The sequence below is a fragment of the Kribbella jejuensis genome, assembly GCF_006715085.1.
Classification (GTDB): Bacteria; Actinomycetota; Actinomycetes; order Propionibacteriales; family Kribbellaceae; genus Kribbella; species Kribbella jejuensis.
Genome location: NZ_VFMM01000002.1, coordinates 73508 through 100117, shown reverse-complemented (window position 1 = coordinate 100117; position 26610 = coordinate 73508). Strand labels below are relative to the sequence as shown.

25 protein-coding genes are annotated in these 26610 nt (G+C 68.9%); 11 read left to right on the top strand and 14 right to left on the bottom strand.

Annotation, left to right across the window (positions count from 1 at the left end; translation table 11 throughout):
• Nucleotides 1-50: 50 nt before the first annotated feature.
• Nucleotides 51-1145: a neutral zinc metallopeptidase gene (locus tag FB475_RS20375; protein ID WP_141858171.1), complete on the top strand. Its 1095-nt coding sequence runs from the start codon at nt 51-53 to the stop codon at nt 1143-1145.
• Here FB475_RS20375 and FB475_RS20370 read toward each other — a convergent pair.
• Entirely contained in the window at nt 1134-2066 is a 933-nt protein-coding gene (locus FB475_RS20370; RefSeq protein ID WP_141858170.1) for an AraC family transcriptional regulator, read from the bottom strand. The genes FB475_RS20375 and FB475_RS20370 overlap by 12 nt on opposite strands.
• Before the next feature lie 74 nt (nt 2067-2140).
• On the opposite strand from FB475_RS20370, the gene FB475_RS20365 reads away from it, so the two are divergent.
• From FB475_RS20365 to FB475_RS20350, 4 genes are all read left to right on the top strand, one after another.
• Nucleotides 2141-2923 (top strand): Rossmann-fold NAD(P)-binding domain-containing protein, encoded by a 783-nt coding sequence (locus FB475_RS20365; protein WP_141858169.1) that lies wholly within the window; start codon nt 2141-2143, stop codon nt 2921-2923.
• A gap of 64 nt (nt 2924-2987) precedes the next feature.
• On the top strand, nt 2988-6911 hold the full coding sequence (locus tag FB475_RS20360; protein ID WP_202878451.1) for a Pls/PosA family non-ribosomal peptide synthetase: 3924 nt from the start codon (nt 2988-2990) through the stop codon (nt 6909-6911).
• Nucleotides 6911-8215 carry a M1 family metallopeptidase gene (locus FB475_RS20355; protein WP_141858168.1) on the top strand — a complete coding sequence of 435 codons (1305 nt, stop codon included), beginning with the start codon at nt 6911-6913 and terminating at the stop codon, nt 8213-8215. The genes FB475_RS20360 and FB475_RS20355 overlap by 1 nt, the downstream gene beginning before the upstream one ends.
• On the top strand, nt 8215-8883 hold the full coding sequence (locus tag FB475_RS20350; protein WP_141858167.1) for a hypothetical protein: 669 nt from the start codon (nt 8215-8217) through the stop codon (nt 8881-8883). The genes FB475_RS20355 and FB475_RS20350 overlap by 1 nt, the downstream gene beginning before the upstream one ends.
• Here FB475_RS20350 and FB475_RS20345 read toward each other — a convergent pair.
• Complete coding sequence (locus tag FB475_RS20345) at nt 8880-9743, bottom strand: LysR family transcriptional regulator (protein ID WP_141858166.1); 864 nt, start codon at nt 9741-9743, stop codon at nt 8880-8882. The two genes, FB475_RS20350 and FB475_RS20345, sit on opposite strands and share 4 nt — an antisense overlap.
• Nucleotides 9744-9813: 70 nt before the next feature.
• On the opposite strand from FB475_RS20345, the gene FB475_RS20340 reads away from it, so the two are divergent.
• Nucleotides 9814-10794 (top strand): nitrilase family protein, encoded by a 981-nt coding sequence (locus FB475_RS20340; RefSeq protein ID WP_141858165.1) that lies wholly within the window; start codon nt 9814-9816, stop codon nt 10792-10794.
• A gap of 144 nt (nt 10795-10938) precedes the next feature.
• Here FB475_RS20340 and ispF read toward each other — a convergent pair whose 3' ends face one another.
• From ispF to FB475_RS20325, 3 genes are read right to left on the bottom strand one after another with little or no spacing between them, the layout of a single operon-like run.
• Entirely contained in the window at nt 10939-11409 is a 471-nt protein-coding gene (gene ispF, locus FB475_RS20335) for a 2-C-methyl-D-erythritol 2,4-cyclodiphosphate synthase (protein WP_141858164.1), read from the bottom strand.
• Nucleotides 11406-12104, bottom strand: coding sequence for a 2-C-methyl-D-erythritol 4-phosphate cytidylyltransferase (gene ispD / locus FB475_RS20330; protein ID WP_141858163.1), 699 nt, complete (start codon nt 12102-12104; stop codon nt 11406-11408). Before ispD ends, ispF begins: the two co-directional genes overlap by 4 nt.
• A gap of 10 nt (nt 12105-12114) precedes the next feature.
• A complete protein-coding gene (locus FB475_RS20325) occupies nt 12115-12600 on the bottom strand; it encodes a CarD family transcriptional regulator (RefSeq protein WP_130446326.1) in 486 nt (161 codons plus the stop codon).
• Between the two features lie 286 nt (nt 12601-12886).
• Between FB475_RS20325 and FB475_RS36865 the strand changes: the two genes are divergently transcribed.
• Nucleotides 12887-13576: a hypothetical protein gene (locus tag FB475_RS36865; RefSeq protein ID WP_185759371.1), complete on the top strand. Its 690-nt coding sequence runs from the start codon at nt 12887-12889 to the stop codon at nt 13574-13576.
• A gap of 95 nt (nt 13577-13671) precedes the next feature.
• Here FB475_RS36865 and FB475_RS20315 read toward each other — a convergent pair whose 3' ends face one another.
• The 3 genes from FB475_RS20315 to FB475_RS20305 all read right to left on the bottom strand — a co-directional run bounded on the left by FB475_RS20315 (nt 13672) and on the right by FB475_RS20305 (nt 16663).
• A complete protein-coding gene (locus FB475_RS20315) occupies nt 13672-14691 on the bottom strand; it encodes an iron-siderophore ABC transporter substrate-binding protein (protein WP_141858162.1) in 1020 nt (339 codons plus the stop codon).
• Between the two features lie 80 nt (nt 14692-14771).
• The gene (locus FB475_RS20310) at nt 14772-15449 is read right to left on the bottom strand and encodes a response regulator transcription factor (RefSeq protein WP_141858161.1); all 678 of its coding nucleotides are present in this window, start codon (nt 15447-15449) and stop codon (nt 14772-14774) included.
• Nucleotides 15446-16663: a sensor histidine kinase gene (locus FB475_RS20305; protein WP_141858160.1), complete on the bottom strand. Its 1218-nt coding sequence runs from the start codon at nt 16661-16663 to the stop codon at nt 15446-15448. Before FB475_RS20305 ends, FB475_RS20310 begins: the two co-directional genes overlap by 4 nt.
• 196 nt (nt 16664-16859) lie before the next feature.
• On the opposite strand from FB475_RS20305, the gene phoU reads away from it, so the two are divergent.
• Entirely contained in the window at nt 16860-17567 is a 708-nt protein-coding gene (gene phoU, locus FB475_RS20300) for a phosphate signaling complex protein PhoU (protein WP_141858159.1), read from the top strand.
• A gap of 270 nt (nt 17568-17837) precedes the next feature.
• On the opposite strand, the gene FB475_RS20295 is transcribed toward phoU, so the two are convergent.
• From FB475_RS20295 to FB475_RS20275, 5 genes are all read right to left on the bottom strand, one after another.
• Entirely contained in the window at nt 17838-18671 is an 834-nt protein-coding gene (locus FB475_RS20295; protein WP_141858158.1) for a hypothetical protein, read from the bottom strand.
• Nucleotides 18672-19369: 698 nt separating this feature from the next.
• Nucleotides 19370-20116 (bottom strand): phosphoglyceromutase, encoded by a 747-nt coding sequence (locus FB475_RS20290; protein WP_141858157.1) that lies wholly within the window; start codon nt 20114-20116, stop codon nt 19370-19372.
• Between the two features lie 9 nt (nt 20117-20125).
• Complete coding sequence (locus FB475_RS20285; protein ID WP_141858156.1) at nt 20126-20614, bottom strand: type III secretion system chaperone family protein; 489 nt, start codon at nt 20612-20614, stop codon at nt 20126-20128.
• Nucleotides 20611-21861, bottom strand: a complete 1251-nt coding sequence (gene mshA / locus FB475_RS20280) for a D-inositol-3-phosphate glycosyltransferase (protein ID WP_141859587.1) — start codon at nt 21859-21861, stop codon at nt 20611-20613. The genes FB475_RS20285 and mshA overlap by 4 nt, the downstream gene beginning before the upstream one ends.
• 43 nt (nt 21862-21904) lie before the next feature.
• Complete coding sequence (locus FB475_RS20275) at nt 21905-22759, bottom strand: helix-turn-helix transcriptional regulator (RefSeq protein ID WP_185759370.1); 855 nt, start codon at nt 22757-22759, stop codon at nt 21905-21907.
• A 103-nt stretch (nt 22760-22862) separates the two neighbouring features.
• Here FB475_RS20275 and FB475_RS20270 point away from each other — a divergent pair, with 103 nt between their 5' ends.
• Complete coding sequence (locus FB475_RS20270; protein ID WP_141858155.1) at nt 22863-23606, top strand: SDR family oxidoreductase; 744 nt, start codon at nt 22863-22865, stop codon at nt 23604-23606.
• Here FB475_RS20270 and FB475_RS20265 read toward each other — a convergent pair.
• Nucleotides 23578-24774, bottom strand: coding sequence for a metal-dependent hydrolase family protein (locus FB475_RS20265; protein ID WP_141858154.1), 1197 nt, complete (start codon nt 24772-24774; stop codon nt 23578-23580). The two genes, FB475_RS20270 and FB475_RS20265, sit on opposite strands and share 29 nt — an antisense overlap.
• Nucleotides 24775-24868: 94 nt before the next feature.
• Here FB475_RS20265 and FB475_RS20260 point away from each other — a divergent pair, with 94 nt between their 5' ends.
• Together FB475_RS20260 and FB475_RS20255 are read left to right on the top strand one after the other, a co-directional pair.
• Nucleotides 24869-25864: a hypothetical protein gene (locus tag FB475_RS20260; RefSeq protein ID WP_141858153.1), complete on the top strand. Its 996-nt coding sequence runs from the start codon at nt 24869-24871 to the stop codon at nt 25862-25864.
• Nucleotides 25861-26601 carry an SDR family NAD(P)-dependent oxidoreductase gene (locus tag FB475_RS20255; protein ID WP_141858152.1) on the top strand — a complete coding sequence of 247 codons (741 nt, stop codon included), beginning with the start codon at nt 25861-25863 and terminating at the stop codon, nt 26599-26601. Before FB475_RS20260 ends, FB475_RS20255 begins: the two co-directional genes overlap by 4 nt.
• Nucleotides 26602-26610 lie beyond the last annotated feature (9 nt).

Below are 26610 nucleotides of genomic sequence, written 5' to 3'. Positions count from 1 at the left end.
CGTGCCGGTTCGTGCAGCGAACTCGACCGATCACTTGGAGGGCCAGAGCTGTGAGCAGCCCGTACGGCTACGGTTCCCAGCAGCAGGGCCAGCAGCAAGGGCCCCGGCCGCTAGGCCCGCCGCCTGGTGTCCTGCCACCACCGCAGGCAGCGCAGTGGCCCCCACAGCAGGGCCACGCACAGCAGTGGCAGCAGTACGGCGGCCCTGGTCACTTCAACGGCTTCCAGCCGCCACCGAGGCGGAACAGCTCGTTCCGCCTTGTGCTGCTCGGTTTCTCTTTGCTCGTGTTCATCGGTATCGCCGCCGCGATCATGGCGGTCGTTCTGTGGACCAGTGGTGGGACCACGACGGCGAACGGCCCTGACGAGCCCGCGGTGACCGGTCCGTCGATCGTGCCGTCTCCGACCACCAACCCGCAGAAGGGTTCCGCCGAGGACTACCTGCTGAACGCGGAGGTCTACCACACCGGCCCTCTGCCCGAGCAGAACTGTCCTGCGGCCAACCTGGGCTCAGGCGGTCTTGCCGCACAGAAGGTGTACTACCAGCGACTCTTCAAGTGCCTGAACGACGCGTGGCGCCCGATCTTCCACCAGCTCGGGCAGGACAAGCCCGACCCGGGCCTCGTCGTCTTCGACAAGCCAGTGCAGACCGCGTGCGGCAACTTCGAGCCACTGTCCGGCCGGGTGCTCGCGTTCTACTGCTACGGCAACCAGATCATGTACGTCGACGTGAAACAGATGGACCGTGCGTTCGGGCCGCAGGAGGACCTGGCGTACCTGATGACGATCGCGCACGAGTACGGCCACCACGTCCAGGGCGTGACCGGGCTGTTCTACGCGCGCGCGGTCTACCTGCAGGACCACCCGGACCAGAAGCTGGAGAGCTCACGGCGAAACGAACTGCAGGCCTCCTGCTTCGGCGGCGTGTTCAGCCGGGCGGTCGCGAAGTCGTACCCGCTGACCAACCGGCTGGACGAGTTCAAGGAACAGTCGAGCAACAGCTTCGGCGAGTCCCCCGACACCCCGCAGGACGAGCGCACCCACGGCCTCGCCACCAGCCAGGGCTTCTGGATCCAGAACGGCTTCAACGTCGGCGAGAACAAGGCCTGCGACACCTTCGCGGTTCCGGCGAACCTAGTGCAGTGACTCCCCGCCTCGCCAGCTGGTCGGGGACTGCTTGTAGATCCGTTTGAAGGCAACACTGAAGGCGAACGGATCTTCGTAGCCGACCTGCCGCGCGATGGTGGCCACAGGGTCCGTGGTGTCACGAAGCCGGTCGGCCGCCACCGTCATCCGCCAACCGGTCAGGTAGGTCAGCGGTGGTTGGCCGACCAGCTTGGTGAAGCGGGCGGCGAAGGTCGCACGGGCGAGGCCTACCTTTGCTGCGAGTTCGGCGACCGTCCAGTGGTGAGCCGGATCTTCATGCATCACGCGTAGTGCGTCGCCGATACCGGGAACCGACAGCGCCTGGTACCACGACGGAAGCTCGGTCTCGGCGCACCAGGCTCGCAGTGCCAGTACCAGCACGAAGTCGAGCAGCCTGCGCAGTACGGCGTCCTGTCCTGGCTCTTCCCGGGCAACCTCGGTGGTCAAGAGATCCAAGGCCGGCGTGGTGCTCGGTGTCGCGGGCACCACCGCCAGCGGAGGTAGTAGTGCCAGCAGGCGCTCGCCCGCTCCGCCACAGAGGTCGTACGCACCTCGCACCATCGTGGTCGCCCCCGGCAGACCGTCGCCGTACGTCCGCGGCGCCAGGTACTCCCGCCACTCCACCGGTTTCCCGTCCAGCGTGTACTTCTGCCCGCCACGGATCACGTACGACGGTGGTGTCTCAGGACTGTCGGCAATCATGTAGCTGCCCACACCCGTCACCAGCGCGATGTCCCCGGCCTGCAGCATCCGCGGTACGCCGTCGTCTAGCCGCAGGCAGGCACTGCCCCCAAGAGTCGCGACAACCGACAGCGACGGTACGTCGGCGTACGTCACGGACCACGGCCCGCGGGCGATGATCTGCCGGACCAGCGCATCGGTCGCCTGCGCCCGCTGCAACAGGTCGCTCAGAACGTCCACACTCAGACGATCACAAAGACATCGGCGACGAGCAACCATGTATCGTCCGAGCGGTCGGCTGTTGGCTGGACGTCATGCACAAATACCTGATCCTCGGCGGCACCGGTACCACCGGGCGTCGTATCGCCCAGCGTCTCCGCGCGACCGGCCACGACGTCCGTACGGCGGCCCGCACCGCAGCCGACGTACGACTCGACCTCGACGACCCCACGACCTGGGACCTCGATGGCATCACGGCCGCCTACCTGATGGAACCGACCATCCGTCCCGGCGGCCGGCTCGCCCGGTTCGCCGAGGCCGCGCTCGCCCGCGGCGTACGACGGCTCGTCCTGCTCTCGGCGTCCCGCGCTTCCGACCCCAGCCATCCCCTCCACACCGCCGAACAGGTTGTGCGTAGCTCGGAAGAGTGGACCATCCTGCACCCCAACTGGTTCGCGCAGAACTTCAGCGAAGGGCCGTGGCGGGCCGCGGTCCGGGCCGGCAGGCTCGCCCTGCCGGCCGGTGACGGACGGACCGCGTTCGTCGATGCCGACGACATCGCCGACGTCGCGGTCGCGGCACTCACCACCGACGGGCACCAAGGCCGGACCTACGAGCTGACAGGCCCCGAATCCATCACGTTCGCCGACGCCGTCGGCTACATCACCGACGCCGGGCATCCGGTCGAATACGTTCCGATCGACCCGGCCACCTACGTCGAGGAGCAAGTGGCGCAAGGCGTTCCGCGATCCGGTGCCGAGCTGCTCGCCGGCATTCTCGCGGCGTTCGACGGCGCGCCCACCACCGACGTACAACAAGCGCTCGACCGACCGGCGACTTCGTTCAGAGCCTTTGTCCGCAACGCGGATTGGAGTTGATGGCCGCCCCCACATGTTCGCTTCGAGTTATCGAAACGGTAACTCGGCGGCGTAGTATCCGCCCGTGACGTTGCGACGCGGGGAGATGGCGACGGCCGCGCGGACGCTGGTGGATGTGCTCGAAGAGACAGCCGCCCGGTATGCCGACGAGCCGGCACTCGACGACGGCAGCGTCAGCCTGAGTTATCGCGAGCTGCTGGAGCAGACCACCGAGTTCGCCGGCCGGTTGACGGCGGCCGGGATCGGGCCGGGAGATCGCGTCGGTATCCGGATCGCGTCCGGTCACAACGACCTGTACGTCGCGATTCTCGGCACGCTGCAAGCCGGGGCGGCCTACGTCCCGGTCGACGCGGACGATCCGGAAGAGCGGGCCGAGCTCGTCTTCGGCGAGGCCGACGTCGCGGCGACTGTCGGTGACGAGCTCGCCCTCACCCTCACGCGTCCGCAACCCGACCCGATCGACAACGACGCGGCGAACGGTGCGTTCGATTACCCGTACTCCGCGCGAATGGATTCCTCGAGTACGACCGAAGCCAAGGGCACCGGCCCGGAGCCCGGCGACGACGCGTGGATCATCTTCACGTCGGGCTCGACCGGCGTACCGAAAGGTGTCGCGGTCACGCACCGTTCGGCGGCCGCGTTCGTCGACGCCGAGGCGCGACTTTTCCTGCAGGACGAGCCGATCGGGCCCGACGACCGGGTGCTCGCCGGGCTGTCGGTCGCGTTCGACGCGTCCTGCGAGGAGATGTGGCTGGCTTGGCGGCACGGTGCCTGCCTCGTTCCGGCACCGCGCAGCCTGGTCCGCACCGGGATGGACCTCGGGCCCTGGTTGGTTGCCCAAGGCATCACTGTGGTCTCGACCGTGCCGACGCTGGCCGCGCTCTGGCCGGCCGACGCGCTGGACCAGGTCCGGCTGCTGATCTTCGGCGGCGAGGCCTGCCCGCCGGAGCTCGCCGAGCGGCTCGCGATCGAGGGCCGCGAGGTCTGGAACACCTACGGCCCGACCGAGGCCACTGTGGTCGCCTGCGCCGCCCAGCTGACCGGCGAGGGCCCGGTCCGGATCGGTCTCCCGCTGGACGGCTGGGACCTCGCCGTAGTAGATGCCGCAGGCAACGAAGTCGCCGATGGCGAGATCGGTGAGCTGATCATCGGCGGCGTCGGCCTCGCGCGGTACCTCGACCCGGTCAAGGACGCCGAAAAGTTCGCGCCGATGCCGACACTCGGCTGGGAACGCGCGTACCGCAGCGGCGACCTGGTGCGCTCCGACCCGCTGGGCCTGCTGTTCCAGGGCCGCGCCGACGAGCAGGTCAAGCTCGGCGGCCGCCGGATCGAGCTCGGCGAGGTCGACGCCGCGCTGCAGGCGCTACCCGGTGTCAGCGGCGCCGCGGCCGCGCTCCGGAACAGCGCCGCCGGCAACCAGCTCCTCGTCGGGTACGTCGTACCGGACGACGCCGAGGCCTTCGACAACGCCAAGGCGACCGAACGGCTGCGCGAGGCCCTGCCCGCCGCGCTCGTACCGTTGCTCGCGATCGTGGACACGCTGCCGACCCGGACGTCCGGCAAGGTCGACCGCAACGCCCTGCCGTGGCCGCTGCCCGGGATGGACAGTGACGGTCCGGCCGCGGAGCTCAGCGGTACGGCCGGGTGGCTGTCCGAGCGCTGGACGCGCGTCCTCGGCGCGAAGGTCACGAGCGTCGACAACGACTTCTTCCTGCACGGCGGCGGCAGCCTCGCCGCGGCGCAACTGGTATCGGCACTGCGGGAGAGGTACCCCGAGGTCACGGTCGGCGACATCTACGAGTACCCGCGGCTCGGCGCGCTGGCCGAGCGCCTCGACGACTTCAAACCCGCCGCGCTGGAGCCGGTCGAGCTGCGCGAGATCCGGCCGACGCCGAGGGGCACCCAGCTCCTGCAGACCGCGCTCACATTGATTCTGCAGACCGTCGTCGGTGTGCGCTGGCTGGTCTACCTGTTCACGTTGAACAACCTGCTTGCCACGCTGATCGAGCCGCTGCCGTGGGCGCGGACCGTGTCCTGGTGGTGGATCCTGGCCGGCTGGCTGGTCCTGATCAGCCCGGCCGGCCGGATGGGCATCGCTGTCGTCGGCGCCCGGATCCTGCTCCGCGGTCTCAAGCCGGGCACGTATCCGCGGGGCGGCAACGTGCACGTCCGGCTGTGGGCGGCCGAGAACCTCGCCGACGCCGCCGGCGCCGCCAACCTCGCCGGCGCGCCCTGGATCGCGTACTACGCCCGCGCACTCGGCGCGAAGATCGGCCGCGGCGTCGACCTGCACACCCTCCCGCCGGTCACCGGCATGCTGACGATGGGCCGCGGCGCGTCGATCGAACCCGAGGTCGACCTGGCCGGGTACTGGATCGACGGCGACCAGCTGCACGTAGGCCCGGTCTCCATCGGCGCCGACGCGGTCGTCGGCTCCCGCAGTACGTTGCTGCCGGGCGCCGAGATCGGGCGGAGCGCGGAGATCATGGCCGGGTCGGCCGTATCCGGCAAGGTCCCGGACAACGAGCGCTGGTCCGGTTCGCCGGCGTCCCGGATCGGCCGTGCCCGGCACCCGTGGCCGGATCATCGCCCGAACCGCGCGCCGTGGTGGGTCGCGGCGTACGGCGCACAGTCCGCGATCATGTCGCTGATCCCAGTGGCCGGAGCCGCGGCGGCGTTCGCCGTACTCGGTCACGCGCTGCGCGGCACCGAAACCCTGCAGCAGGCGGCGCTGCACGCACTCGGCGCGGTCCCGCTGATGACGGTGGTCGGATTCGCGACGATCGCGGTGCTCACGCTGATCGGTGTCCGGCTGCTCGGGATCGGCATCAAGCCCGGTCACTACCCCGTCCGCAGCCGGATCGGCTGGCAGGTCTGGGCGACCGAGCGGCTCCTCGACTCCGCCCGCACGCTGCTCTTCCCGCTGTACGCCAGCCTGCTGACGCCGTGGTGGCTGCGCGCGCTCGGCGCCAAGATCGGCCGCGACGTCGAGGCGTCGACCGTGCTGCTGCTGCCGAAGATGACCACGGTCGGTGAGGGCGCGTTCCTGGCCGACGACACGATGATCGCGTCGTACGAGCTCGGCGGCGGCTGGTTGCACGTGGCCGGTGCGAAGGTCGGCAAGCGCGCGTTCCTCGGCAACTCCGGGATGACCGCGCCGGGCCGGTCGGTGCCGAAGAACGGCCTGGTCGCGGTGCTGTCCGCGGCCCCGAAGAAATCCAAGGCCGGTACGTCGTGGCTCGGCTCACCGCCGGTGAAGCTGCGCCGGCAGGCCGTCTCGGGCGACCAGAGCCGTACGTACAACCCGCCGTACAAGCTGAAAGTCGCCCGCGCGCTGGTCGAGCTGTGCCGGTTCGTACCGATGATGTGCACGGTGCTGATCGCGCTGGCTGTGCTGTTCGGCCTGCAGGCGCTGGACATCTGGCTCGGCCCGTGGTTCGCCGTCCTGCTGTCCGGCGTAGTGATCCTGGCCGCCGGCGCGGTCGCGGGCGGGATGGCAACGGTCGCGAAGTGGCTGATCGTCGGCCGGACCCGCGCGGTCGAGTACCCGTTGTGGAGCTCGTTCGTGTGGCGCAACGAGGTCGTCGACAGCTTCGTGGAACTGGTCGCCGCACCCTGGTTCGCGAACGCCGCCGCCGGTACGCCGGTGCTCAACCTCTGGCTGCGATCACTCGGAGCGAAGATCGGCAAGGGCGTCTGGTGCGAGACGTACTGGTTGCCGGAGGCGGATCTGATCACGCTGGGCGACGGCGCCACGGTGAATCGCGGTTGTGTGCTGCAGACGCACCTTTTTCATGATCGAGTTCTCTCCATGAGCACAGTCACCTTCGGGCCCGGGGCAACGCTCGGGCCGCATGGCATCGTCCTCCCGGCCGCCGGCGTCGGTGCAGGCGCTACCATCGGCCCGGTGTCTCTCGTGATGCGTGGTGAAGGTGTGCCGGCCGGTACGCGCTGGGCTGGGAACCCGATCGCTCCCTGGCAGGGCTGATGGTTGACCCTTATGTGCCCAGCCACGGAAGCACGGACTACCAGGTCGAGTCGTACGAGCTCGACCTGGACTATCGCGTCAGCAGCAACCGCCTGACCGGCAAGGCGACTATCACCGCGTTCGCGACCCAGGCGCTGTCCCGGATCAGCCTCGACCTGTCCGGGCTGCGGGTCTCGAAGGTCGCGGTGAACGGCCGCCGCCCGCAACGGTACGCCCATCGCGCGGGCAAGCTGCACATCACGCCCGCGACCGCGATCCCGGACGGCGCCGAGTTCACCGTCGACGTCCAGTACAACGGCAACCCGAAGCCCGAGGACAGCCCGTGGGGCGAGCTCGGCTGGGAAGAGCTGACCGAGGGCGTGATCGTAGCGAGTCAGCCGAGCGGCGCGGCGACCTGGTTCCCGTGCAACGACCACCCCGGCGACAAGGCGCACTACCGGATCTCGATCACCACCGATTCGCCGTACCAGGTCGTCGCGAACGGACGGCTCGTTTCCCGGCGGGTGAAGGCCAGCCGGACGACGTGGGTGTTCGATCAGGCCGCGCCGATGGCGACGTACCTCGCGACCGTGCAGATCGGACGGTACGACGAGGTCGACCTGGCGGCCGCGCCGGTGACGATCCGGGGCGTGCTGCCGGGCGGGCGGATCCGCGAGTTCCGGCACGACTTCGGCCGGCAGCAGGACATGATGAAGCTGTTCTGCCGGCAGTTCGGGCCGTACCCGTTCGGCGGGTACACGGTCGTGGTGACCGACGACGCGCTGGAGATTCCGCTGGAGGCGCAGGGCATCTCGGTGTTCGGCAGCAACCACCTGGACGGACGGCGCGGCTCGGAGCGGCTGGTCGCGCACGAGCTCGCGCATCAGTGGTTCGGAAACAGCCTGACCCCTTCGAACTGGCAGCACATCTGGCTGAACGAGGGGTTCGCCTGTTACGCCGAGTGGCTGTGGTCGGAGGAGTCCCGCGGTCTGACGGCCGATCAGCAGGTCGCGAAGGCTCATACGCGCTTGAAGGGCCTGCCGCAGGATCTGATGCTGTCGGACCCCGGGCCCGAGCTGATGTTCGACGACCGGCTCTACAAGCGCGGCGCGATCACCTTGCACGTACTGCGGAAACACCTGGGCGACGAGGCGTTCTTCGAGCTGCTCCGGACGTGGACGAAGGAGCACCGGCACGGCTCGGTGACCACCGCGGAATTCATCGCGCTCGCGGCCAGGTTCAGCCCGGACGAGGAGGCACTGCGGCATCTCTTCGCGGCCTGGCTGGATTCGTACGAGCTGCCACCACTCCCCCGGAAGCGTTGATGAAGTACTTGCCGCTCGAGTTCTTCGCCGGCGTGTCGCTGATCATCGTGGTCAGCGTCATCGCCGGACGGCACCTGCGGCGGCCGGGGTCACCGCACGGGCCGACCTGGCGGTACATCCTGCTCGGGCTGATGCTGTTCATCACCGCGGGCACGTTGAACGCGCTGCCGCCGCACAACGTCGTACTGGCGACACTCGTGATGATCCTGGGCGTGGCGTTCTTCGCGATCGGCATCGCGACGCTCGGCGGTGGCAACTTCAGCTTCTACGGCGCGGCGGCCTGCGGGATGGCCGCGGTACCGTTCCTGATGCTGCCGACACCGATCGGGCTGCACATCGTCGGCAAGACGATCACCTGCCGGGTCCGTGGTTGGGACGGGTTCTCGGTCACGGATTTCACCGCGGACTGTCCGGACGGACACAGCTACGACTTCCACAAGCACGGTCTGCACGACTTCCCGGGCGGGAACGTACCGGTCGTCGTCGACCCGCACGGCGTACTCCAACCGCAGTACGTCGGTGAGGAGAACCTCCCTGAGGAAGCGGTCTTCGGCGGTCTCGCGCTCGTCGGCGCGGCCGGGATCATCGGCGCCGCGGCGTACAACCGCAAACGCCTGCACGGGCAGGTCAAGCACGTCGTGAAGCCGGGGTTCTCGTCCGGCCCTTAAGCTCGCGCCACCTCCGCGGCTGCTTTCACGAACCGTTCGGTCAGCGGCGTCCGGGTGGCCCACGCGGCGCCCGTCCACCACGTCGCCGCGCGTCCCGGAAGCGGCACCAGCCGGACCTCCGGCGGCGCGATCCGTTCGGCGGTCTGCGGTACGACGGCCGGCCCGACGCCCGCGGCCGTCAGCGCGAGAACGGTCTGCAGATCCCCGGACTCCTGAAGTACTTGCGGGTGGCAACCAAGCTCGGCGTACAGGGTGTTGATCTGCGCGGTCAGCCCGGGCCCACGCGCCGGGGTCAGCCGGACCAGCGGCCGGTTGTCGATCCAGCTGACGAGATCCCGCGGCAGTGTTTGGTCGGCCCGTACAGCGAGGGCGAGCCGGTCGCGCCGCAATCGGAGATGTTCCAATCCGGCCGGCACCGGAAGCCGGACGAACCCGATCTGCAGGCTGCCGGCCAGCAGCCGCTCGCACTGGACGGCCGACGGAAGGTCCTCCAGTGAGATCGTCACGCCGGGCCACCGGTTCCGGAACAGTGCCACCGCCCGCGGCGCGAGCTCGATCCCGGACAGCCCGAAGCCGATCGCCAGCGAGCCTTCGACGCCGGAGGCGACCTGCGCGGCCCGCCGTTCGAACGCCTCGGACCGCTCCAGCAACTCCAGAGCGTCAGCAAGCAACAGCTCGCCCTCCGGAGTCAGCCGGGCTCCGTGCCGGCCGCGGCTGAACAACACCGCACCGACTCGTCGCTCGAGAACCTGGATCTGTTTGGTCAGCGCCGGCTGGCTGGTCGACAGCTCGGTGGCCGCGGCCCCGAAGTTCCGCAGCCTGGCCAGCGTGACGAACGCGCGGAGCAGACGGAGATCCATAACTTCAGGATATGGAACCGGAACAAACAGTCATTGGACGTCATGGATGGATGGGCGTTTCGATGGGGGTATGACGTCTTTTCGCGCAGCAGTGGTCCAGTTCGAACCGGTTCCTGACGACACGGTCGCCAATCTTGCGACGGTGGAGCGGTTGGCCCGGGAGGCAGCTGCGGGCGGGGCGGGGTTGGTGGTGTTCCCGGAGATGTGCCTGTTCGGGTACTGGCATCTGCGGCGGCAGACTACTGCGCGACTGCTCGAGTTGGCCGAGCCTGCTGACGGACCGCTGGTCAGCCGTGTCATTGCGCTGGCCGCTGAGCTGGGGGTTGGGATCGGGGTCGGGTTCCTGGAAGTTGCCGACGGCGTGTTGTTCAACGCGTACGCCGTCTGCCTGCCGGACGGGCAGGTCCACGTGCACCGGAAGCTGCATGCGTTCGAACACGAGGCGATCGCGAGCGGCTCGACGTACACGGTCTTCGACACGCCGTGGGGGTTCCGCGCCGGGGTGCTGATCTGCTGGGACAACAACCTGGTCGAGAACGTCCGGATCACGGCGTTGCTCGGTGCAACCGTCCTGATCGCGCCGCATCAGACCGGCGGGACGAACTCCCGCAGCCCGTACGGGATGAAGCCGATCCCGCTGTCGGTCTGGGAGAACCGTCGCACCGACCCGGCCGCTGTCGAGGCCGCCTTCAACGGGCCGAGCGGCCGTGAGTGGCTGCTTCGGTGGCTGCCGTCGCGGGCCCATGACAACGGGCTGTTCCTGCTGTTCAGCAACGGCGTAGGCCGCGACGACGACGAACTCCGCACCGGCAACAGCATGATCCTCGACCCGTACGGCCGCATCGTCGCGGAAACGCCCGTCCCCGCCGAGTCGATCGTGCTCGCCGACCTGGACCTCGACCTGGTGCCCTTGGCAACCGGCCGCCGCTGGCTCCGCGGCCGCCGGCCAGAACTGTACGAGCTGCTGACCAAACCCATGGGCAACGAACTCGACCCCCGCGCGGCGCGCTTCTCCGATGCTCCCGTCGAGCTGCCTGGCGGACACATCTGACCCCGAGCCGCGGGGCCGAGACAGGCCGCGGGGCGAGGAGACAGGCGCGGGCCTGAGACAGGCCGCGGGGCTGGGAGACACGCCGTGGGGTCGGGAGACAGGCAATTGCTTGTCTCCCGACCCCGGCGCTTGTTGCTGGAGGGGTCAGTAGATGAGGGCGGTGGCGATCGCGGCGATGCCTTCGCCTCGGCCGGTGAGCCCCAGGCCGTCGGTGGTGGTGGCGCTGACCGAGACCTCGGCGTCGCAGGCGGCGGTGAGCGCCTTCTCCGCCTCTTCGCGGCGAGCTGCGAAACGTGGGCGGTTGGCGATCACCTGGACCGACACGTTGCCGATCTCGAACCCCGCCGCCCGGACCCGGCGTGCGGCCTCCGCGAGCAGCGCCGCGCCGGAGGCACCGGCCCATTGCGGTTCCGACGTACCGAAGTTGGAGCCGAGGTCGCCCAACCGGGCCGCGCTCAACAACGCGTCGCAGATCGCGTGCGCGGCAACGTCTCCGTCGGAATGCCCCGACGGCCCCGACGTCTCCTCGGGCCAGTGCAGACCCGCCAGCCACATCGGACGCCCGGCTTCCAGCGGGTGTACGTCGATGCCGCTGCCGACTCGTGGCAGTTTCACCGCGTGCGCCTCTCCTCGAGAAGGGCCTCGGCCAGGAGGAGATCCTGGGGACGCGTGACCTTGAACGCGTCGGGCGAACCCTCGACGGTCCGGACCGTGATGCCGATCCGCTCGCACATCATCGCGTCGTCGGTCACCCCGGCGTCGGCGCCCGCGGCATGCGCGCGACGCAGTACCTCGGGAGCGAAGCCCTGCGGCGTCTGGACGGCCACCAGCGTCGACCGGTCGGGCGTGTCGACCACCTCGCCACCGGCTCCGACCACCTTGATCGTGTCCGTCACCGGCACCACCGGTACGACGGCCTCGGCGCCGGCCCGTACCGCCGCCACAACGCGCTCGATCGCGTCGACGGGTACGAACGCCCGCGCCGCGTCGTGCACGAGAATGCAGTCGATGCCGTCCACAGGCAGCACATCCAGCGCGGCCCGCACCGAATCGGGCCGCTCGGCCCCACCGGCAACGACGATCAGCCGGGCGTCACCGACGTACCGCTCGAGTTCCTTGCCGACGGCATCCTCCGCGCCCGCCGGTACCGCGACCACGAAACAAACGAGGTCGGCGGCGGTCGCTGCCTTCAGGCCACGCACCGCGTGGACCAGCAGCGAATCGCCACCGACCTCTCGAAACGCCTTCGGTGTCTCACCACCAAGCCGCAGCCCGAGCCCGGCCGCGGGAATCACGACCGCGCTACTCATCGGAACTGTGTTAGGAGGCGAGGACCTCGTCGAGGATGGCTTCCGCCTTGTCCTCGTTGGTGTGCTCGGCCAGTGCCAGCTCGGAGACAAGGATCTGGCGAGCCTTCGCCAGCATCCGCTTCTCACCGGCCGACAGACCGCGGTCACGCTCACGGCGCCACAGGTCGCGGACGACCTCTGCCACCTTCAGCACGTCACCGGAGTGCAGCTTCTCCAGGTTCGCCTTGTACCGACGCGACCAGTTGGTCGGCTCCTCCGTGTGCGGTGCACGCAGCACGTCGAAGACGCGCTCCAGGCCGGCCTGATCCACGACGTCACGCACGCCGACGAGATCGAGGTTGCACGCGGGGACCCGGACGACCAGGTCGTTCTGAGCGACGATCCTCAAGACCAGATAGGTCTTGTCCTCACCTTTGATCTGACGGGTCTCGATGTCCTCGATGACGGCCGCTCCGTGATTGGGGTAAACAACCGTCTCGCCGACTGTGAAAGTCATGTGTGAAGTGCCCCTTTCCAAGATCCATACTACCACGTGGCGCATGGTCCGGTTCGGGCGTTTGCGCTGGTCAGGGGCCACTTCCTGCCTTGACAAACGGTCTGGCTCGTGCCTCGTGCGCGCGTGAACCGTTGCCTCGGCCATCACTTCCCCACTCCAGGATAGGCATCCCGCCGTCACGGGCCGGGCAACCGAGGGCTACGCTTTGGGGCGCCGGAGGCCGCTGCCTGACGGCACCACAGTTGTCGCACCCAGTGTCGAAACAGCTTGCACGAGAGGGATTCCAGTGCCGATCAGCTTGTCCTCGCGGATCGCCCGGCGTACCGCGCTGGCGGGTGCCGCCGCCACTCTCAGTATCGCGCTGGCGGCATGCAGCGCGAGCTTCTCCGCGCCGACCCTGCAGCCGTACCAGGCCGCCGAGGGGACGAACGTCGAGAGCGGGCAGATCAAGCTCCGCAACTTCCTGGTGCTCGCCGACGCGGACGGCAAGGGCGAGTTGCACGGCGTGGTGGTGAACGACGGTGACTCCGCGGACACCCTGGTCAAGATCGCCCAGGCCGACGCCGGCACGTCCGACGGCCAGGCCGGCAGCGACCAGCCGCAGCCCGGCTCGGTTCAGTTCGGCGGCCTGAGCAGCCCGGTCGACCTGGCGCCGCACAGTGCACTCCTGCTGCCCGGCACGGGCGCCGCCAACGGCACCGGCGCCGAGGCTTCGACCCCGTCCGCGACCCCGTCCAGCCCGTCCGCGGGCCCGACCGCGACCCCGTCCAGCCCGTCCGCGGGCCCGACCGAGACGCCGTCGGCTCCGACGCCGGGCGCCGAGGACGGCGGCCCGACGATCACGGTGACCGGCGCGAAGCCCGGTCAGATGGTCAACGTCACGGTCACGTTCGGCTCCGCGGCCCCGGTCTCGGCGTACGTCCCGGTCCTCACCGACGACCACTACTCCCCGACCCCGGTCCCGGCGGCCCAGTAGTCACCCGACGACAGGACGGGCCGCCCCGGCGCGGGACGGCCCGTTCTGCTGCGGTAGGACGGGCCGGTGGCCGCGGTTCCGCCGTACCAGCTCTGTCAGTTCTTGGCGGCGGACGCTGCCTTGGACAGGCCCGGGATGACCTTGTCGAGCACCCACGGGACGCTCAGCACGCTGACCGCGCTCATCCCGGAGATGACCTGCTGATCCTGCAGCGGGTATGCGCCACCGCTCTTGACCGCCTTCAATGACGAGTAGACCGGGTCCGACAGGAACTTCTGCGTCCCGATCCCGTCGACGTACGCGATCAGTACGTCGGCGTCGACGTCGGCGACCTTCTCCTTGCTGATCGCCAGCGAGAACTCCTTCTTCGTGTTGGTCTTCTCCAGCGCCTGCACGCCCGGCGCGTTCTCGAAGCCCATCTCGTTCAGGATCTGCACCCGCGGGTCGCCGGGCATGTAGATGTAGTTGTCGGCGCCGAACGAACCGACTGCGATCGTCTTGTCCTTGAACTCGGGGTGCTCGGCCGCGACCTGCTTGATCTTGTCCTGGATACCCGTGATCAGCTTCTCCGCGTCGGCCTTCTTGCCGAGCGCCTCACCGACCAGCAGCGTCTGGTCCTGCCAGGTGGTCTGCCACGGCGCACCCGGGTACGCGACCGTCGGCGCGATGTCGCTCAGGGTCTTGTACGTCGCCGCGTCGAAGCCCTCGTACGGCGCCAGGATGACGTCCGGCCTGAGCGCCGCGATCTTCTCGAACGGGTACTTGTCCCCGGTGTCGAGCAGCGTCGTCTTCGACTTGTCGAACTTCGGCTGGTCCCACGCGGTGACGCCGTCCGCGGTCGGGCCGTAGGTGACCTTCGGCATCCCGACCGGGGTCTCGCCGAGCGCGTAGACCACGTCCTGGGCGTTCCAGCCGAGCGTGACGATCCGCTCCGGCTTCTTGGTGATGGTCGTCTCACCGAACGTGTTCTTCAGCGTGACCGGGAACCCGGAGGACGACGTACCGTCCGATCCGACGGCCGCCTTGTCGTCGCCGCTGCTGCACGCGGCCAGCGAGGTCGTGGCGAGCAGCACGGCACTGATCGTGCTGACGACCTTGGTACGGGACCAGGACATGAGTGACTCTCCTTAGCTTGCCTCAACTAAGGAGAGCCTAAGCTAACTCCGCAGGCCGTCGCGACCTGGGGAGTTGTGACTCAGGACTCGAACTTGTAGCCCAGGCCACGCACGGTGACCAGGTGCTGCGGGTTCGACGGGTCCTTCTCGAGCTTCGAGCGCAGCCGCTTGACGTGCACGTCGAGCGTCTTGGTGTCGCCCACGTAGTCGGCGCCCCAGATCCGGTCGATCAGCTGCCCGCGGGTGAGTACCCGCCCGGTGTTCCGGAGCAGCATCTCGAGCAGTTCGAACTCCTTCAGCGGGAGCCGGATCTCGGTACCGCCGACCGTCACCACGTGCCGCTCGACGTCCATCCGTACCGGTCCTGCCTCCAGGGTGTCCGGCAGCAGCTCGACGTCCTGACCACGACGCAGTACGGCGCGGACGCGGGCGAGCAGCTCGCGCGGGCTGTACGGCTTGGTCACGTAGTCGTCCGCGCCCAGCTCGAGCCCGACGACCTTGTCGACCTCGGTGTCCTTGGCGCTGACGATGATCACCGGGACGTTGCCCCGGCTGCGCAGCGCCCGGCAGACCTCGGTGCCGGACAGCCCCGGCAGCATCAGGTCGAGCAGGACGATGTCCGCACCGGCGCGGTCGTACTCGTCCAGCGCGTCCGGTCCGGTCTCCGCGACGGCGACCTCGAACCCTTCCTTGCGCAGCACGTACGACAGCGCGTCGCTGTAGCTCTCTTCGTCTTCGACGACCAGCACTCGGGTCACGAAGCTGTCTCCTTTGCGATCTGACCTGGCGGGGTAGGCGCCAGGTTTAGGGCCGCTTCCTCCTGGCTGGAGGAGTCGGTCTGGCCCGGTGCGGGGTCGATCCGCAACGGGAGTCTCACGGTGAAGGTGGAGCCCTGGCCCTCGACGCTCCAGACCCGTACGTCGCCGCCGTGGATGGAGGCGATGTGCTTGACGATCGAGAGGCCGAGACCGGTACCGCCGGTCTCCCGGCTGCGGGCCCGGTCCACCCGGTAGAAGCGTTCGAAGATCCGCTCCAGGTCGCTGCTCGGGATGCCCACGCCCTGGTCGGACACCGTCACCTCGACCAGGTCGCCGATCGGGTGCGCGGCGACCGCGACCCGGGTGCCGTCCGGGCTGTAGTTGATCGCGTTCTCGACCAGGTTGCCGATCGCCATCGCGAGCTGGTCCTCGCTGCCCAGCACCGCGAGCTCGGGTTCGGTCTTCACCACGATCTTGATGTCGCGGTCCTCGGCGTCGATCCGGCAGCGGTCCACCGCGGTCTCGATGATCGCATTGACGTCGACGGGGCCCGGGTTCTCCAGCGGGTCGTCGCCCTGCAGCCGGGACAGCTCGATGATCTCCTTGACCAGCCGGCTCAGCCGGGAAGCCTCGATCCGCATCCGGTCCGAGAACCGCTGCACGGCCTCCGGGTCGTCGGAGGCCTCCGACACCGCGTCGGCGAGCAGGATCAGCGCGCCGACCGGGGTCTTCAGCTCGTGGCTGACGTTGACGGTGAAGTCGCGCCGGATCGCGTCCAGGCGGCGCTCCCGGGTCCGGTCCTCGACCAGTACGAGCACGAGCTGGCTGCCCAGCGGCGCCACCCGGGCGCTCACGTACTGCGTCGCGCCGAGCCGGCCGCGGACGATCTCCAGGTCCTGCTGGCGGATCTCCCCGTCCCGGCGGACCTGGCGGACCATGTGCAGGATGTCGTCCACCACGAGCCGCTCACCGCGGACGATGCCGAGTACGTGCGCCGGGGCGCTGGCCTGCAGGACCTGGTCCTCCGGGCCCATCACGACCGCACTCGAACGCAGTACGGACAGGACGGTGGCGACGCCGGACGGTACGGCGGGCTCCGGGGACTCCGGGATCTTGCGCTGGGCCCGCTCCGACAGCATCATCGCACCGAGCGAAAGCAGGGCCAGGGCCGCGCCGATGACGCCGCCCAGCACCGCAGCCAGCGTGGGGTCCACGGCAACGATGCTACGCGGGCAACCAGCAGGGAAAGACCGAATGAGCACCGGATGACCGGGACACGACTCAACTGTTCATCGGGCGTTCACCACTCGTCGCCGTCCGGCAACCTCGACGCCGTACGGTCACCGGTGGGCGGGTACCGTGCGGGTGCCCCACCGCGGTACCGGACACCACAGATCGGATTCGAACACCATGCGTGACAGTTACCACGAGCAGCTCGACGACATCCTCGCCGAGCTGGAGCGGATGACGCGGACGGTGTCCACCGCCGTACGCCGGTCCACCGCGGCCCTGCTGGAGGCGGACATCCGCAAGGCCGAAGAGGTCATCGCGTCCGACATCCAGCTGGACGCCGCCGGCGAAGGTGTCGAGGAGAAGGTCTTCGAGCTGATGGCCCGCCAGTCGCCGGTCGCCAACGAGCTGCGGATGCTGGTCGCCGCGCTGCGGATGGTCGCCGACCTGGAGCGGATGGGCGACCTGGCCGCGCACGTCTCGAAGATCGCCCGGATGCGCTACCCGGCGCCCGCGATCCCGGCCGAGCTGCACGACGTCATCGAGGAGATGGGCTCGGTGGCCGGCAAGATGGTCGACGCGGCCGGCGACGTGATCTCCACCCGCGACGTCGAGGCGGCCGGCAAGCTCGAGGCCACCGACGACGAGATGGACAAGCTCCGCTCCAACCAGTTCCGCCTGATGATGGACGCCGACTGGCCGCACGGCGTCGAGGTAGCCGTCGACATGGCCCTCCTCAGCCGCTACTACGAACGCATCTCCGACCACGCGGTCGCCATGGCCCGCCGCGTCGTCTACCTGGTCACCGGCGAACTCCCCGTAGCCATCGGCGGCACCGCCGCCGGCTCCGGCGCCGGCGCCTCAACCCCCAACCCAAACGGCAACTGACCAATCCGCAAAAGGCGCCTCCGGCAAGTAATTGCCCGGGGCGCTTTCTTCACCTCGAGATTCCCACGGAAACGATGGTGGTAGACTGAAGCTTGAGGAAGCAGATAGTAACGAAGCATGGGGAGTCAGTCCCAGCGGTTCATCGCCGGATGCTTCGACTGAAGTGGACGATCCGGGTTCGAGTCCCGGCGCCCTCCTCGGAGGGACGTAGCTCAACGGTAGAGCCCCACTTTTTCGTGAGAGGCGGGCCGCTCTGCGGTCCGCCTCTCGTCATGTGTTGGCCAGTACGACGAGCATCGCAGCGCTGAGTTCAGAGTCGGTCAGCCCCAGGCCCGCGTAGTACCGGCGGGCCTTTCCTGCGGCTTTCCGCTCGAGCTGATGGCGGTTCAGGATCCCAGGTTCCTCAGCAAGGACGTCTTCGATGACGAGGTTCGCCCACAAGCTCCGGCTGAGGGAGTCGCGGAGGATTACGTTTGTCTGACGTCCCAGGGACTTGGTCACAGCCAGCGTGAGAATGAGCTCGGCGTGGCCGAACTCCACTCGATCCCCGACAGCGATTCCAGCGAGGGACTTCTTCGCAATCCTCATCCAGCCTTTCTCGGCGGTCGGGGTCCACAGCGCGACCCTGTCGACCAGCGGCTGGTGCGCCCGGCCACCGCTGTGGATGGTCGCGTTGCGCATCAACCGAAGCGTGTCGATCTGGATGATGCTGTCCGGGTCGAACGTCTTGCAGGTAGCCGTTTCGATCACATCGTGCAACTGCGCCAGGACCGCGTTGGCGGCATTCGAAGGAGCTTTACCGTCGCGGATCAGCAGCCCGACGCAGGTCTTGAGGAAATCCTCGTGCAGCGCGAGTGCGTACGGAACGCTCATCGCACCGAGATGCGTGTCGGCGGACTGCAGGATGGACAGTGCAGCCTCAGTCCGGAGATTGAAGCGGCGGATGTGGGGCACCCGCGGGAACACCTCAGGTAGCAGGGTGTCCGAGCCGGCGGTCAGCTGCAACAGGTGCGAAGCCAGTTGGGCACCTGCCAGCAGGCCCATCATCGCGTTACTGGCCTCTTGACGCTGCACCTCGAAAGCTCGGTACTCAGCGAACTGCACAATCCCGCGTCCCACACGATTCCTTCCACTGGCGTCTTCTGGAACTTCACCGGGCACTCGTCCGGGACGCACCTATCTCCAAAAGACGTCTGGGTCGACCAGAGGGAACAATATGTAGCAGCGTCCGCCTACATTCCGTAATCGCGGGCTGCCGGGAAGCGACCGACTCGATCGGAGCGGTACGGGGTCACACGCCAACTGTCCGCACCGCAGCTGCGGGTATCCCGACCGTTGTGCGGTTGCCCCCGCGAGCGAGATCGCCGACAGCGACGTTCTGGCTGATACGAGACGTCTCGTCGGCCATCGGCTGCGCGTGCCCGGCTCTCCCCGGCACGGGCGGCAACAAGACGGCCGCGCCGAGGCACCCTGCACACGTCACCACCCGGCTCCGCGCCAGCACCCCACCCCGGCAACACCTGACGCGCCCCCGGCGAAGCCGGCAAGTAAACAGCCGCGCCGAAGGCGTGTCCTCTCCGCGCGGCACACCATGCCCTGCGCCGCTACCCCGGCCCGGCAGCACCTGGCGCGCGCCCGGCGAAGCCGGCAAGAGACAGCCGCGCCGCAGGCGTGTCCTCTTCGCGCGGCACCACCATGCCCTGCGCCACTACCCCAGACCCGCAGCACCTCGCGCGCATCCGGCGAAGCCGGCAACAGACAGCCGCGCCGTAGGCGTGTCCTTTGGCGCGGCTGGGGGTGGGTTAGCGGCCCTGGTTCTTGACGGCTTCGATGGCGTCCTTGGCGGCTTGGGGGTCTAGGTATTCGCCGCCGGGAGTCACCGGCTTAAAGTTTTCGTCGAGCTCGTAGTACAGCGGGATGCCGGTGGGGATGTTGAGGCCGACGACTGTCTTCTCGTCGAGGTTGTCGAGGTGTTTGACGAGGGCGCGGAGGCTGTTGCCGTGGGCGGTGACGAGGACGGTCTTGCCGGCGCGGAGGTCGGGGACGATCGCGTCGTACCAGTACGGGAGCATCCGCTCGACGACGTCCTTCAGGCATTCGGTCGCGGGCAGGAGCTCCGGCGGGAGACCGGCGTAGCGCGGGTCGCCGGCCTGGTCGTACTCGGAGCCGCGTTCGATCGGCGGCGGCGGGGTGTCGTACGAGCGGCGGAACAGCATGAACTGCTCCTCGCCGAGCTCCTCCAGGGTCTGCTTCTTGTCCTTGCCCTGCAGGCCGCCGTAGTGCCGCTCGTTCAGCCGCCACGAGCGCCGGACGTCGATCCACTGGCGGTCGGCGACCTCGAGCGCGATGTTCGCGGTCCGGATCGCGCGGCGCAGGACCGAGGTGTGCAGTACGTCGGGCAGCAGGTCGCGGTCGCGGAGCAGTTCCCCACCGCGCTGCGCCTCCTCGACGCCCTGCGCGTTCAGGTCGACGTCGACCCAGCCGGTGAAGAGGTTCTTGGCGTTCCAGTCGCTGTGGCCGTGGCGGAGCAGGATCAGGCGATAGGTCATACCCGCATGCTATCGAGGCTCCAGCCAGCCCTTGAACGCGTCCAGGTTTCGGGTCGACTCACCGCGGGACACCCGCCATTCGTACTCGCGCCGGATCGAGGTGGCGAACCCGAGTTCGAGGATCGTGTTGAACGACGAGTCGGCGTACTCGAGCACCGCCCCGAGCAGGCGATCCACCTCACTGGGTGTGATCGCGTGCAGCGGTACCCGCCCGTCCAGGTGGATGTCGCCGAGGTGGTCAACCGCGAACGCCACGCCGTACATCTTCAGGTTCCGCTCGAGCAGCCAGCGGTACACGGCTTCCTGGTTCTCGTCCGGATGCCGGGCGACGAACGCGTGGACGTGCACCGCCTGCGGGCCGACCGACAGCATCACGGTCGTCTTGAGCTTCCGCTCGCCCGGCAGGTCGGCGGCGAAAACCCCCGGCTCGTCCTCGGTGAACGACAGATCGTTCTCGGTCAGCACCTGGCGGATCACGTCCGCCGCAGAAACTCTCACCCGGCTACCTCCGCGGCGATCTCCGCCGCCATCGTCTGCCCGGCGGTCCGGTACGCCGCCAGCGTCCTGCGTGCGGTCAGTTCCCACCCGAAACCCTGGGCGTGCGCGACCGCCGCGTGGCTCATGCTCTCGCGGACGGCCGGATCCGTCGCGATCCGCGCCAGCGCGTCGGCGAAGTCGTCGACGCCGTGCCCGTGCACCAGGTACCCGGTCCGCCCGTCGACCACCGCCGTACTCAACCCGCCGACCGCCGCCGCGACCACCGGCGTACCGCACGCCTGGGCCTCCAGCGCGACCAGCCCGAAGGACTCGGAGTACGACGGTACGCAGACAACCGACGCCGCTCGGTACCACGAGGCCAGCCGCGCCCGCTCCATCGGCTTCACGAAGCGAGTCACGTCGTCGATCCCCAACGCACGCGCCAACTCCACATGCGACTCGGGATGCTCCATCCCGTTCCCGGACGGGCCGCCGATGATCGCGACCACGAGCCGTGACCGCAGCCCCGGATCACGCTCGAGCATCCGCGCCGCGGCCCGGATCAGCAGGTCAGGAGCCTTCAGCGGCTGCAGACGGCCGACGAACGCCAGTACGACGGCATCCGCCGGCAACCCGACCTCGCGCCGGGCCGCAGCCTGGTCGCCGGGGCTGAACAGCTCCAGGTCGACGCCCGGGTTGACCACACCGACCTTTTCCGGCTGGGCGCCGTACAACGAGATCAGCTCGTGCGCCTCGTCGTCGGTGTTCGCGAGCAACCGGTCCGCGGCCTCGACCACCTGCTCCTCGCCGAGCAGTCGCGCGGGCGGCTCCGGTACGTCGTCCTCGGCCAGGCTGGCATTCTTCACCTTGGCCATCGTGTGCATGGTGTGAACCAGTGGGACCGCCCAACGATCGCGGGCGAGCAGACCGACCTGGCCGGACAACCAGTAGTGCGAGTGGATCACGTCGTACCACCCGGGCTCGTGGATCGCCTCGGCGCGCAACACTGCGCGGGCGAACGTACACAGCTGGGCGGGCAGTTCGTTCTTGGTGAGCCCCTCGTACGGGCCGGCGGCAACGTTGCGGACCGTCACGCCGGGCACCAGCTCGACCCGGGCGGGCAGCGCCGACGCGGTCGCGCGGGTGAAGACGTCGACCTCGATCCCCAGTCCGGCCAGCTGTTTCGACAGCTCCACGACGTACACGTTCATGCCGCCGGCGTCCCCGGTGCCCGGCTGGTCGAGCGGCGACGTGTGCAGGCTGATCATCGCGACCCGCCGGATCTGCGAGAGCGGGGTTTCGGTCACCTGGTCAGGGTATCTCCGGGGCCAGTTGCTGCGGATCGCGCTCCGGCGCCGTCCAACTGGCGAGCAACCGCAGCGCCTGCTCGGACGGCGACCCCGGCTCGACGGTGTACGTCACCAGCAGCTGGTCCGGGTCCCCGGGCAGCTGGAGCGTCTCGTAGTCGACCGCGATCTCCCCGACCACGGGGTGGTGCAGCACCTTCGCGCCGAACGTCTTGTCCTTCACGTCGTGTCGCGCCCAGTACTCGCGGAACTCCGGGCTGTGGATCGACAACTCCCCCACGAGCTCGGCCAGCTCCGGGTCGTCCGGGTGGCGGCCGGCGTACATCCGCAGGTAGTCGACGCTCTCCTCTGCGACCGCCTCCCAGTCCGGGTAAAAGTCGCGCATCGCCGGGTCGAGGAACACCATCCGCGGTACGTTCCGGTGCTGCTGACCGAAGCCGTTCAGCGCGGCGGCCAGGTCGTTCCACGCCAGCACGTCCATCCGGTAGCCGAGCACGAAGGCCGGTACGTCGGTCATCGAGTCGAGCAGCCGTTGCACGCCGGGCCGGATGCGTTGCGTCGTACGGCGCCTCTTGCGACGGACCGGTTTCGCCAGCACAGCGAGGTGTTTCCGCTCGTCCTCGGACAGCTTGAGTACGTCGGCGACCGCGTCGAGGATCTCCTGCGAAACGTTGTCCGTACGGCCCTGCTCGAGCCGGACGTAGTAGTCCGCGCTGACGCCCGCGGCCTGCGCGAGCTCCTCGCGGCGCAGCCCCGGGACGCGGCGCCGGCCGCTGTACACCTTGATGCCGAGCTCTTCGGGTTGTACGCGCGCCCGGCGCGACTTGAGGAACTCGCTCAGCTCCGCACGACGATCCATGCCCTCCAGTATCCAGACCGGCCGGATCGCCAACCTGGTCCTGCCAGAACCAGGCTCAGCAGACACCTGGGTAAGCCGTCGCGAGCGCCGCAGGATCGGTGCCATGACCAACTTGAACATTCGCAACGCAGTAGTCACCGGTGCCGCCAGCGGGATCGGCGCCGCGATCGCGACCCAGCTGGCCGAGGCCGGCGCCGCGGTCGCGCTGGTCGCCCGGCGGCAGGACCGCCTCGACGACCTCGCCGGCAAGCTCGGCGACCGCACGTTCGGCGTCGGGATCGACGTCACCCAGCAGGAATCCGTGGACGACGGTGTCGCGAAGATCCACGATCGGCTGGACACCGTCGACCTGGTCGTGAACGCGGCCGGCGTGATGCTGGCGGCGCCGATCGCCGACGGCCGGCTGGACGAGTGGACCCGGATGATCGACACCAACGTCACCGGCGTACTGCGGCTGATCCACGCGTTCACGCCCGATCTGATCAAGGCAGCAGGCGTTGGACGTACGGCCGACCTGGTGAACATCTCGTCGATCGGCGCGCACGCGATCTTCCCCGGGTACGCCGTGTACGGCGCGACGAAGGCCGCCCTGACCCAGTTGTCCGCGGCGCTCCGGGCGGACCTCTCGCCGTACGACGTCCGCGTCACGAACGTCGAACCGGGCCTCACCGACACCGAACTCGCCAGCCACCTCGACGACACCGGACAGGACCTGATCGCGTCGATGAACGAGCAGATCGGGCCGCTGCACGCAGAGGACATCGCCGATGTGGTGACGTTCGCGGTCAGCCGCCGCCGCGAGCTGAACCTGCGTCAGATCATTGCCCTGCCGACCCGCCAAGCCTGACCCCGGCGAGGTAGACGATCGTTGGATTGGCCAACACAGCGATGTCCTGGGTCGGATCCCCTTCTACGACGAGGATGTCCGCGTCGGCGCCGGGACGGATCCGGCCCTTCGGCACCCGGAGCGCGTCGGCGGCCGCCGAGGTACCGGCGATCAGGGCCGCAGTGGCGGGGATCCCGGCCTCGACGTATTCAGCGAGCGTGGCCGGCAGCAGACCATGCGGTTTCGCCGGACCGATCCCGCCGCCGGAGCCGGCGACGATGCGGACGCCGCCGTCGTACAACCGGCGGACCGCTTGCTGGAGCCTTGCCTCGCCGATTCCGGCCTTGGCGACCATCTCCAGGATCTGTGGCGGTACGACGATCGACCGGTCCGAACCGAGCGTCCCGCAGACGGCGATGCCCGCGAGCCCCTCGATCAGCTCGTCGTCGATGACCACGCCGTCCTCGGTCAGGCAGGTGCAGTGCTCGATGCCGTCGACGCCGGCGTCGATCACCTGCCGTACGGCGGACAGCGCATGGGCGTGGGCGGTGATCGGGAGGCCGAGCACGTGCGCCTCGTCGACCGCGGCCGCCAGCTCCTCGGGGGTGAACTGGGGGCTCATCGTGTCGGTGCCGGGCGTCAGGACGCCGCCGCTGGCCATCACCTGGATGACGTCCGCACCGTTCGCGGCGCGTTCGCGGACAGCGGCTCGCAGGGCTTCCGGCCCGGAGACCTCGCCGCCGAGACCCCAGCAGTGACCGCCGACGCTGGTCAACGGCGTACCGGAGGCCACCACGGTAGGTAGCGCGGGAGGGGCCTCACGGCGCCACTTCAGGACCGCGTCGTACGGATCGCCGAGATCCCGGACCGTGGTGACCCCAGCGGCAAGATGCAGCCGCAACGACCGCTCGATCGTCGCCCCCAACGCCCGCCGCGTCGCAGCAAGCCCCGCGGTCTGCGCAGCGATCCGCAGGTTCCCGAGCCGATCCAACGCCCCGGCTCCGGCATCCGCCGTCAGATGCACATGAGCATCGACCAGCCCCGGAAGAATCGTGCAACCCGCCAGCACCTCGCCTCTGGCACCGGCCTCCCGTTCCAGGCCGACAATCTTCCCGTCGTCGATCAGTACCAGGTTCTCGTCGACGATCCGTTCACCGTCGAAGATCCGGTCCGCGCGCAGCGCGATCATGCTCCGCAGTCTGCAGCAAGGTGGGTCTACCACCACCCCGGTTGGCGGACTCGCACCACTGCTCAATCGTGCCGGCCCGGACAGCATGATTGACATGCGTACAGTCCTCCAAGAAGCCAAGTCCTGGCATCGCCCGCTGATGCTGATGGTGCTCGTCATGGCCGGTCTGGTCCTCACCTCGGGGGTCGGTCTGGTCGTCGACCACCGCGAGATCCTCAACGAGTCCGTCTGGCTCAAGCCGTTCAAGTTCGGCATCTCGTTCGTCCTGTACGGCGCGACGCTCGCCTGGCTGCTGTCCAAGCTGCGTAAGGCGAAACGCTTCGGCTGGTGGACCGGCACCGTGTTCGCGATCACCGGAGTGATCGACGTCGGCTTCATCGCCGTACAAGCAGCCCTCGGTACGTTCAGCCACTTCAACGCGAACCCCGACACGTTCAACCAGGTCGGGCAGCAGGTCTTCATGTCCGGCGTACTCGGACTCTTCGGCGCGAGCCTCGTGGTCGCGATCATGCTGCTGTTCCAGCGGGTCGGCGACGCACCGCTGAACCGGGCGATCCGGGTCGGCCTCGGACTCGCCGTCGCCGGGATGGCGATCGCGTTCTACCTGGTCGGCGCGAACGGCCACCGTACCCAGGTCACGGACGCGTACGGCCATCCGGTGACGCTGGCCGGCTCGCACGGCATCGGCGTCGAGGCCGGCGGACCGGGCATGCCGTTGACGCACTGGAGTACCGTCGGCGGCGACCTGCGGATCCCGCACTTCGTCGGCCTGCACGCGATCCACTTCCTGCTGCTCGTCCTGCTCGCGCTGCACCTCCTCGGCCGTCGCATGACCTGGCTGCAGCCGGAGCGGGTACGGGCGCGGCTCGTCGGCGTGGCCGCGTTCGGGTACGCCGGTGTGATGACGACCGTCGCGGTCCAGGCGTTCCGTGGTCAGTCCCTGATCCATCCCGACGGACAAACGCTGGGAATGTTCGGTGGATTCATGGCCGTGAGCCTGCTCGCGCTCGCCGGTGTCGTCGCGGCCGCCCGACGGCCGATGAGACAGCCCGTCGAGCCCGTGAAGGCGTTTGAGAAGCTTGGGGTATGACTCGTCCTCTTGCGGTAGTGACCGGTGCTAGCAGTGGGATCGGGGCCGCGTCGGCGCGGTACCTCGCCCGTGAGGGCTTCGAGGTGATCTGCGCCGCGCGGCGGCTGGACCGGATCGAGGCACTGGCCAAGGAGATCGACGGCCGCGCGGTGCAGTGCGACGTGACGTCGGCGTCGGATGTGGCGGCGCTGACCGCGGCGGTGGGTCCGGAGTTGCAGGTACTGGTGAACAACGCCGGCGGCGCCTTCGGCCTCGAGCCGGTCGCGGAGGCGGACCTGGACGCCTGGCGGCGGATGTTCGAGGTGAACGTGATCGCGGTCGCGGCGGTCACCAAGTCGTTGCTCCCGGCCCTCATCGCCGGACGCGGCACGATCATCGTGATGGGCTCGACCGCCGGCCAGGTCGCGTACGAGGGCGGCGGCGGGTACGTCGCCGCGAAGCACGGCGCGAAAGCCGTCGTCGACACGCTCCGCCTGGAGCTGTACGACCAGCCGGTCCGCGTCACCGAGATCGCGCCTGGCATGGTCCAGAGCGAGGGCTTCGCACTGACCCGCTTCAACGGCGACCAGTCCAAGGCCGACGCCGTATACGCCGGCGTCCGCGAGCCACTCACCGCCGACGACATCGCCGACATCGTCGCGTACGTCGCCACCCGCCCCGCACACGTCAACCTCGACCGCATCACCGTCCGCCCCCGAGCCCAAGCCGCCCAACACAAGGTCTTCCGCGAGCGGTAGGCAGCGCAA

Bases quoted from the DNA above. Each gene is read 5' to 3' on its own strand.
- phoU (WP_141858159.1), top strand. From the start codon at position 16,860: ATGCGTGACAGTTACCACGAGCAGCTCGACGACATCCTCGCCGAGCTG.
- FB475_RS20290 (WP_141858157.1), bottom strand. From the start codon at position 20,116: ATGACCTATCGCCTGATCCTGCTCCGCCACGGCCACAGCGACTGGAAC.
- FB475_RS20340 (WP_141858165.1), top strand. From the start codon at position 9,814: ATGACGTCTTTTCGCGCAGCAGTGGTCCAGTTCGAACCGGTTCCTGAC.
- FB475_RS20275 (WP_185759370.1), bottom strand. From the start codon at position 22,759: ATGGATCGTCGTGCGGAGCTGAGCGAGTTCCTCAAGTCGCGCCGGGCG.
- FB475_RS20260 (WP_141858153.1), top strand. From the start codon at position 24,869: ATGCGTACAGTCCTCCAAGAAGCCAAGTCCTGGCATCGCCCGCTGATG.
- FB475_RS20355 (WP_141858168.1), top strand. From the start codon at position 6,911: ATGGTTGACCCTTATGTGCCCAGCCACGGAAGCACGGACTACCAGGTC.
- FB475_RS20350 (WP_141858167.1), top strand. From the start codon at position 8,215: ATGAAGTACTTGCCGCTCGAGTTCTTCGCCGGCGTGTCGCTGATCATC.
- FB475_RS20315 (WP_141858162.1), bottom strand. From the start codon at position 14,691: ATGTCCTGGTCCCGTACCAAGGTCGTCAGCACGATCAGTGCCGTGCTG.
- ispD (WP_141858163.1), bottom strand. From the start codon at position 12,104: ATGAGTAGCGCGGTCGTGATTCCCGCGGCCGGGCTCGGGCTGCGGCTT.
- FB475_RS20345 (WP_141858166.1), bottom strand. From the start codon at position 9,743: ATGGATCTCCGTCTGCTCCGCGCGTTCGTCACGCTGGCCAGGCTGCGG.
- FB475_RS20255 (WP_141858152.1), top strand. From the start codon at position 25,861: ATGACTCGTCCTCTTGCGGTAGTGACCGGTGCTAGCAGTGGGATCGGG.
- FB475_RS20325 (WP_130446326.1), bottom strand. From the start codon at position 12,600: ATGACTTTCACAGTCGGCGAGACGGTTGTTTACCCCAATCACGGAGCG.
- FB475_RS20265 (WP_141858154.1), bottom strand. From the start codon at position 24,774: ATGATCGCGCTGCGCGCGGACCGGATCTTCGACGGTGAACGGATCGTC.
- mshA (WP_141859587.1), bottom strand. From the start codon at position 21,861: ATGATCAGCCTGCACACGTCGCCGCTCGACCAGCCGGGCACCGGGGAC.
- FB475_RS20365 (WP_141858169.1), top strand. From the start codon at position 2,141: ATGCACAAATACCTGATCCTCGGCGGCACCGGTACCACCGGGCGTCGT.
- FB475_RS20270 (WP_141858155.1), top strand. From the start codon at position 22,863: ATGACCAACTTGAACATTCGCAACGCAGTAGTCACCGGTGCCGCCAGC.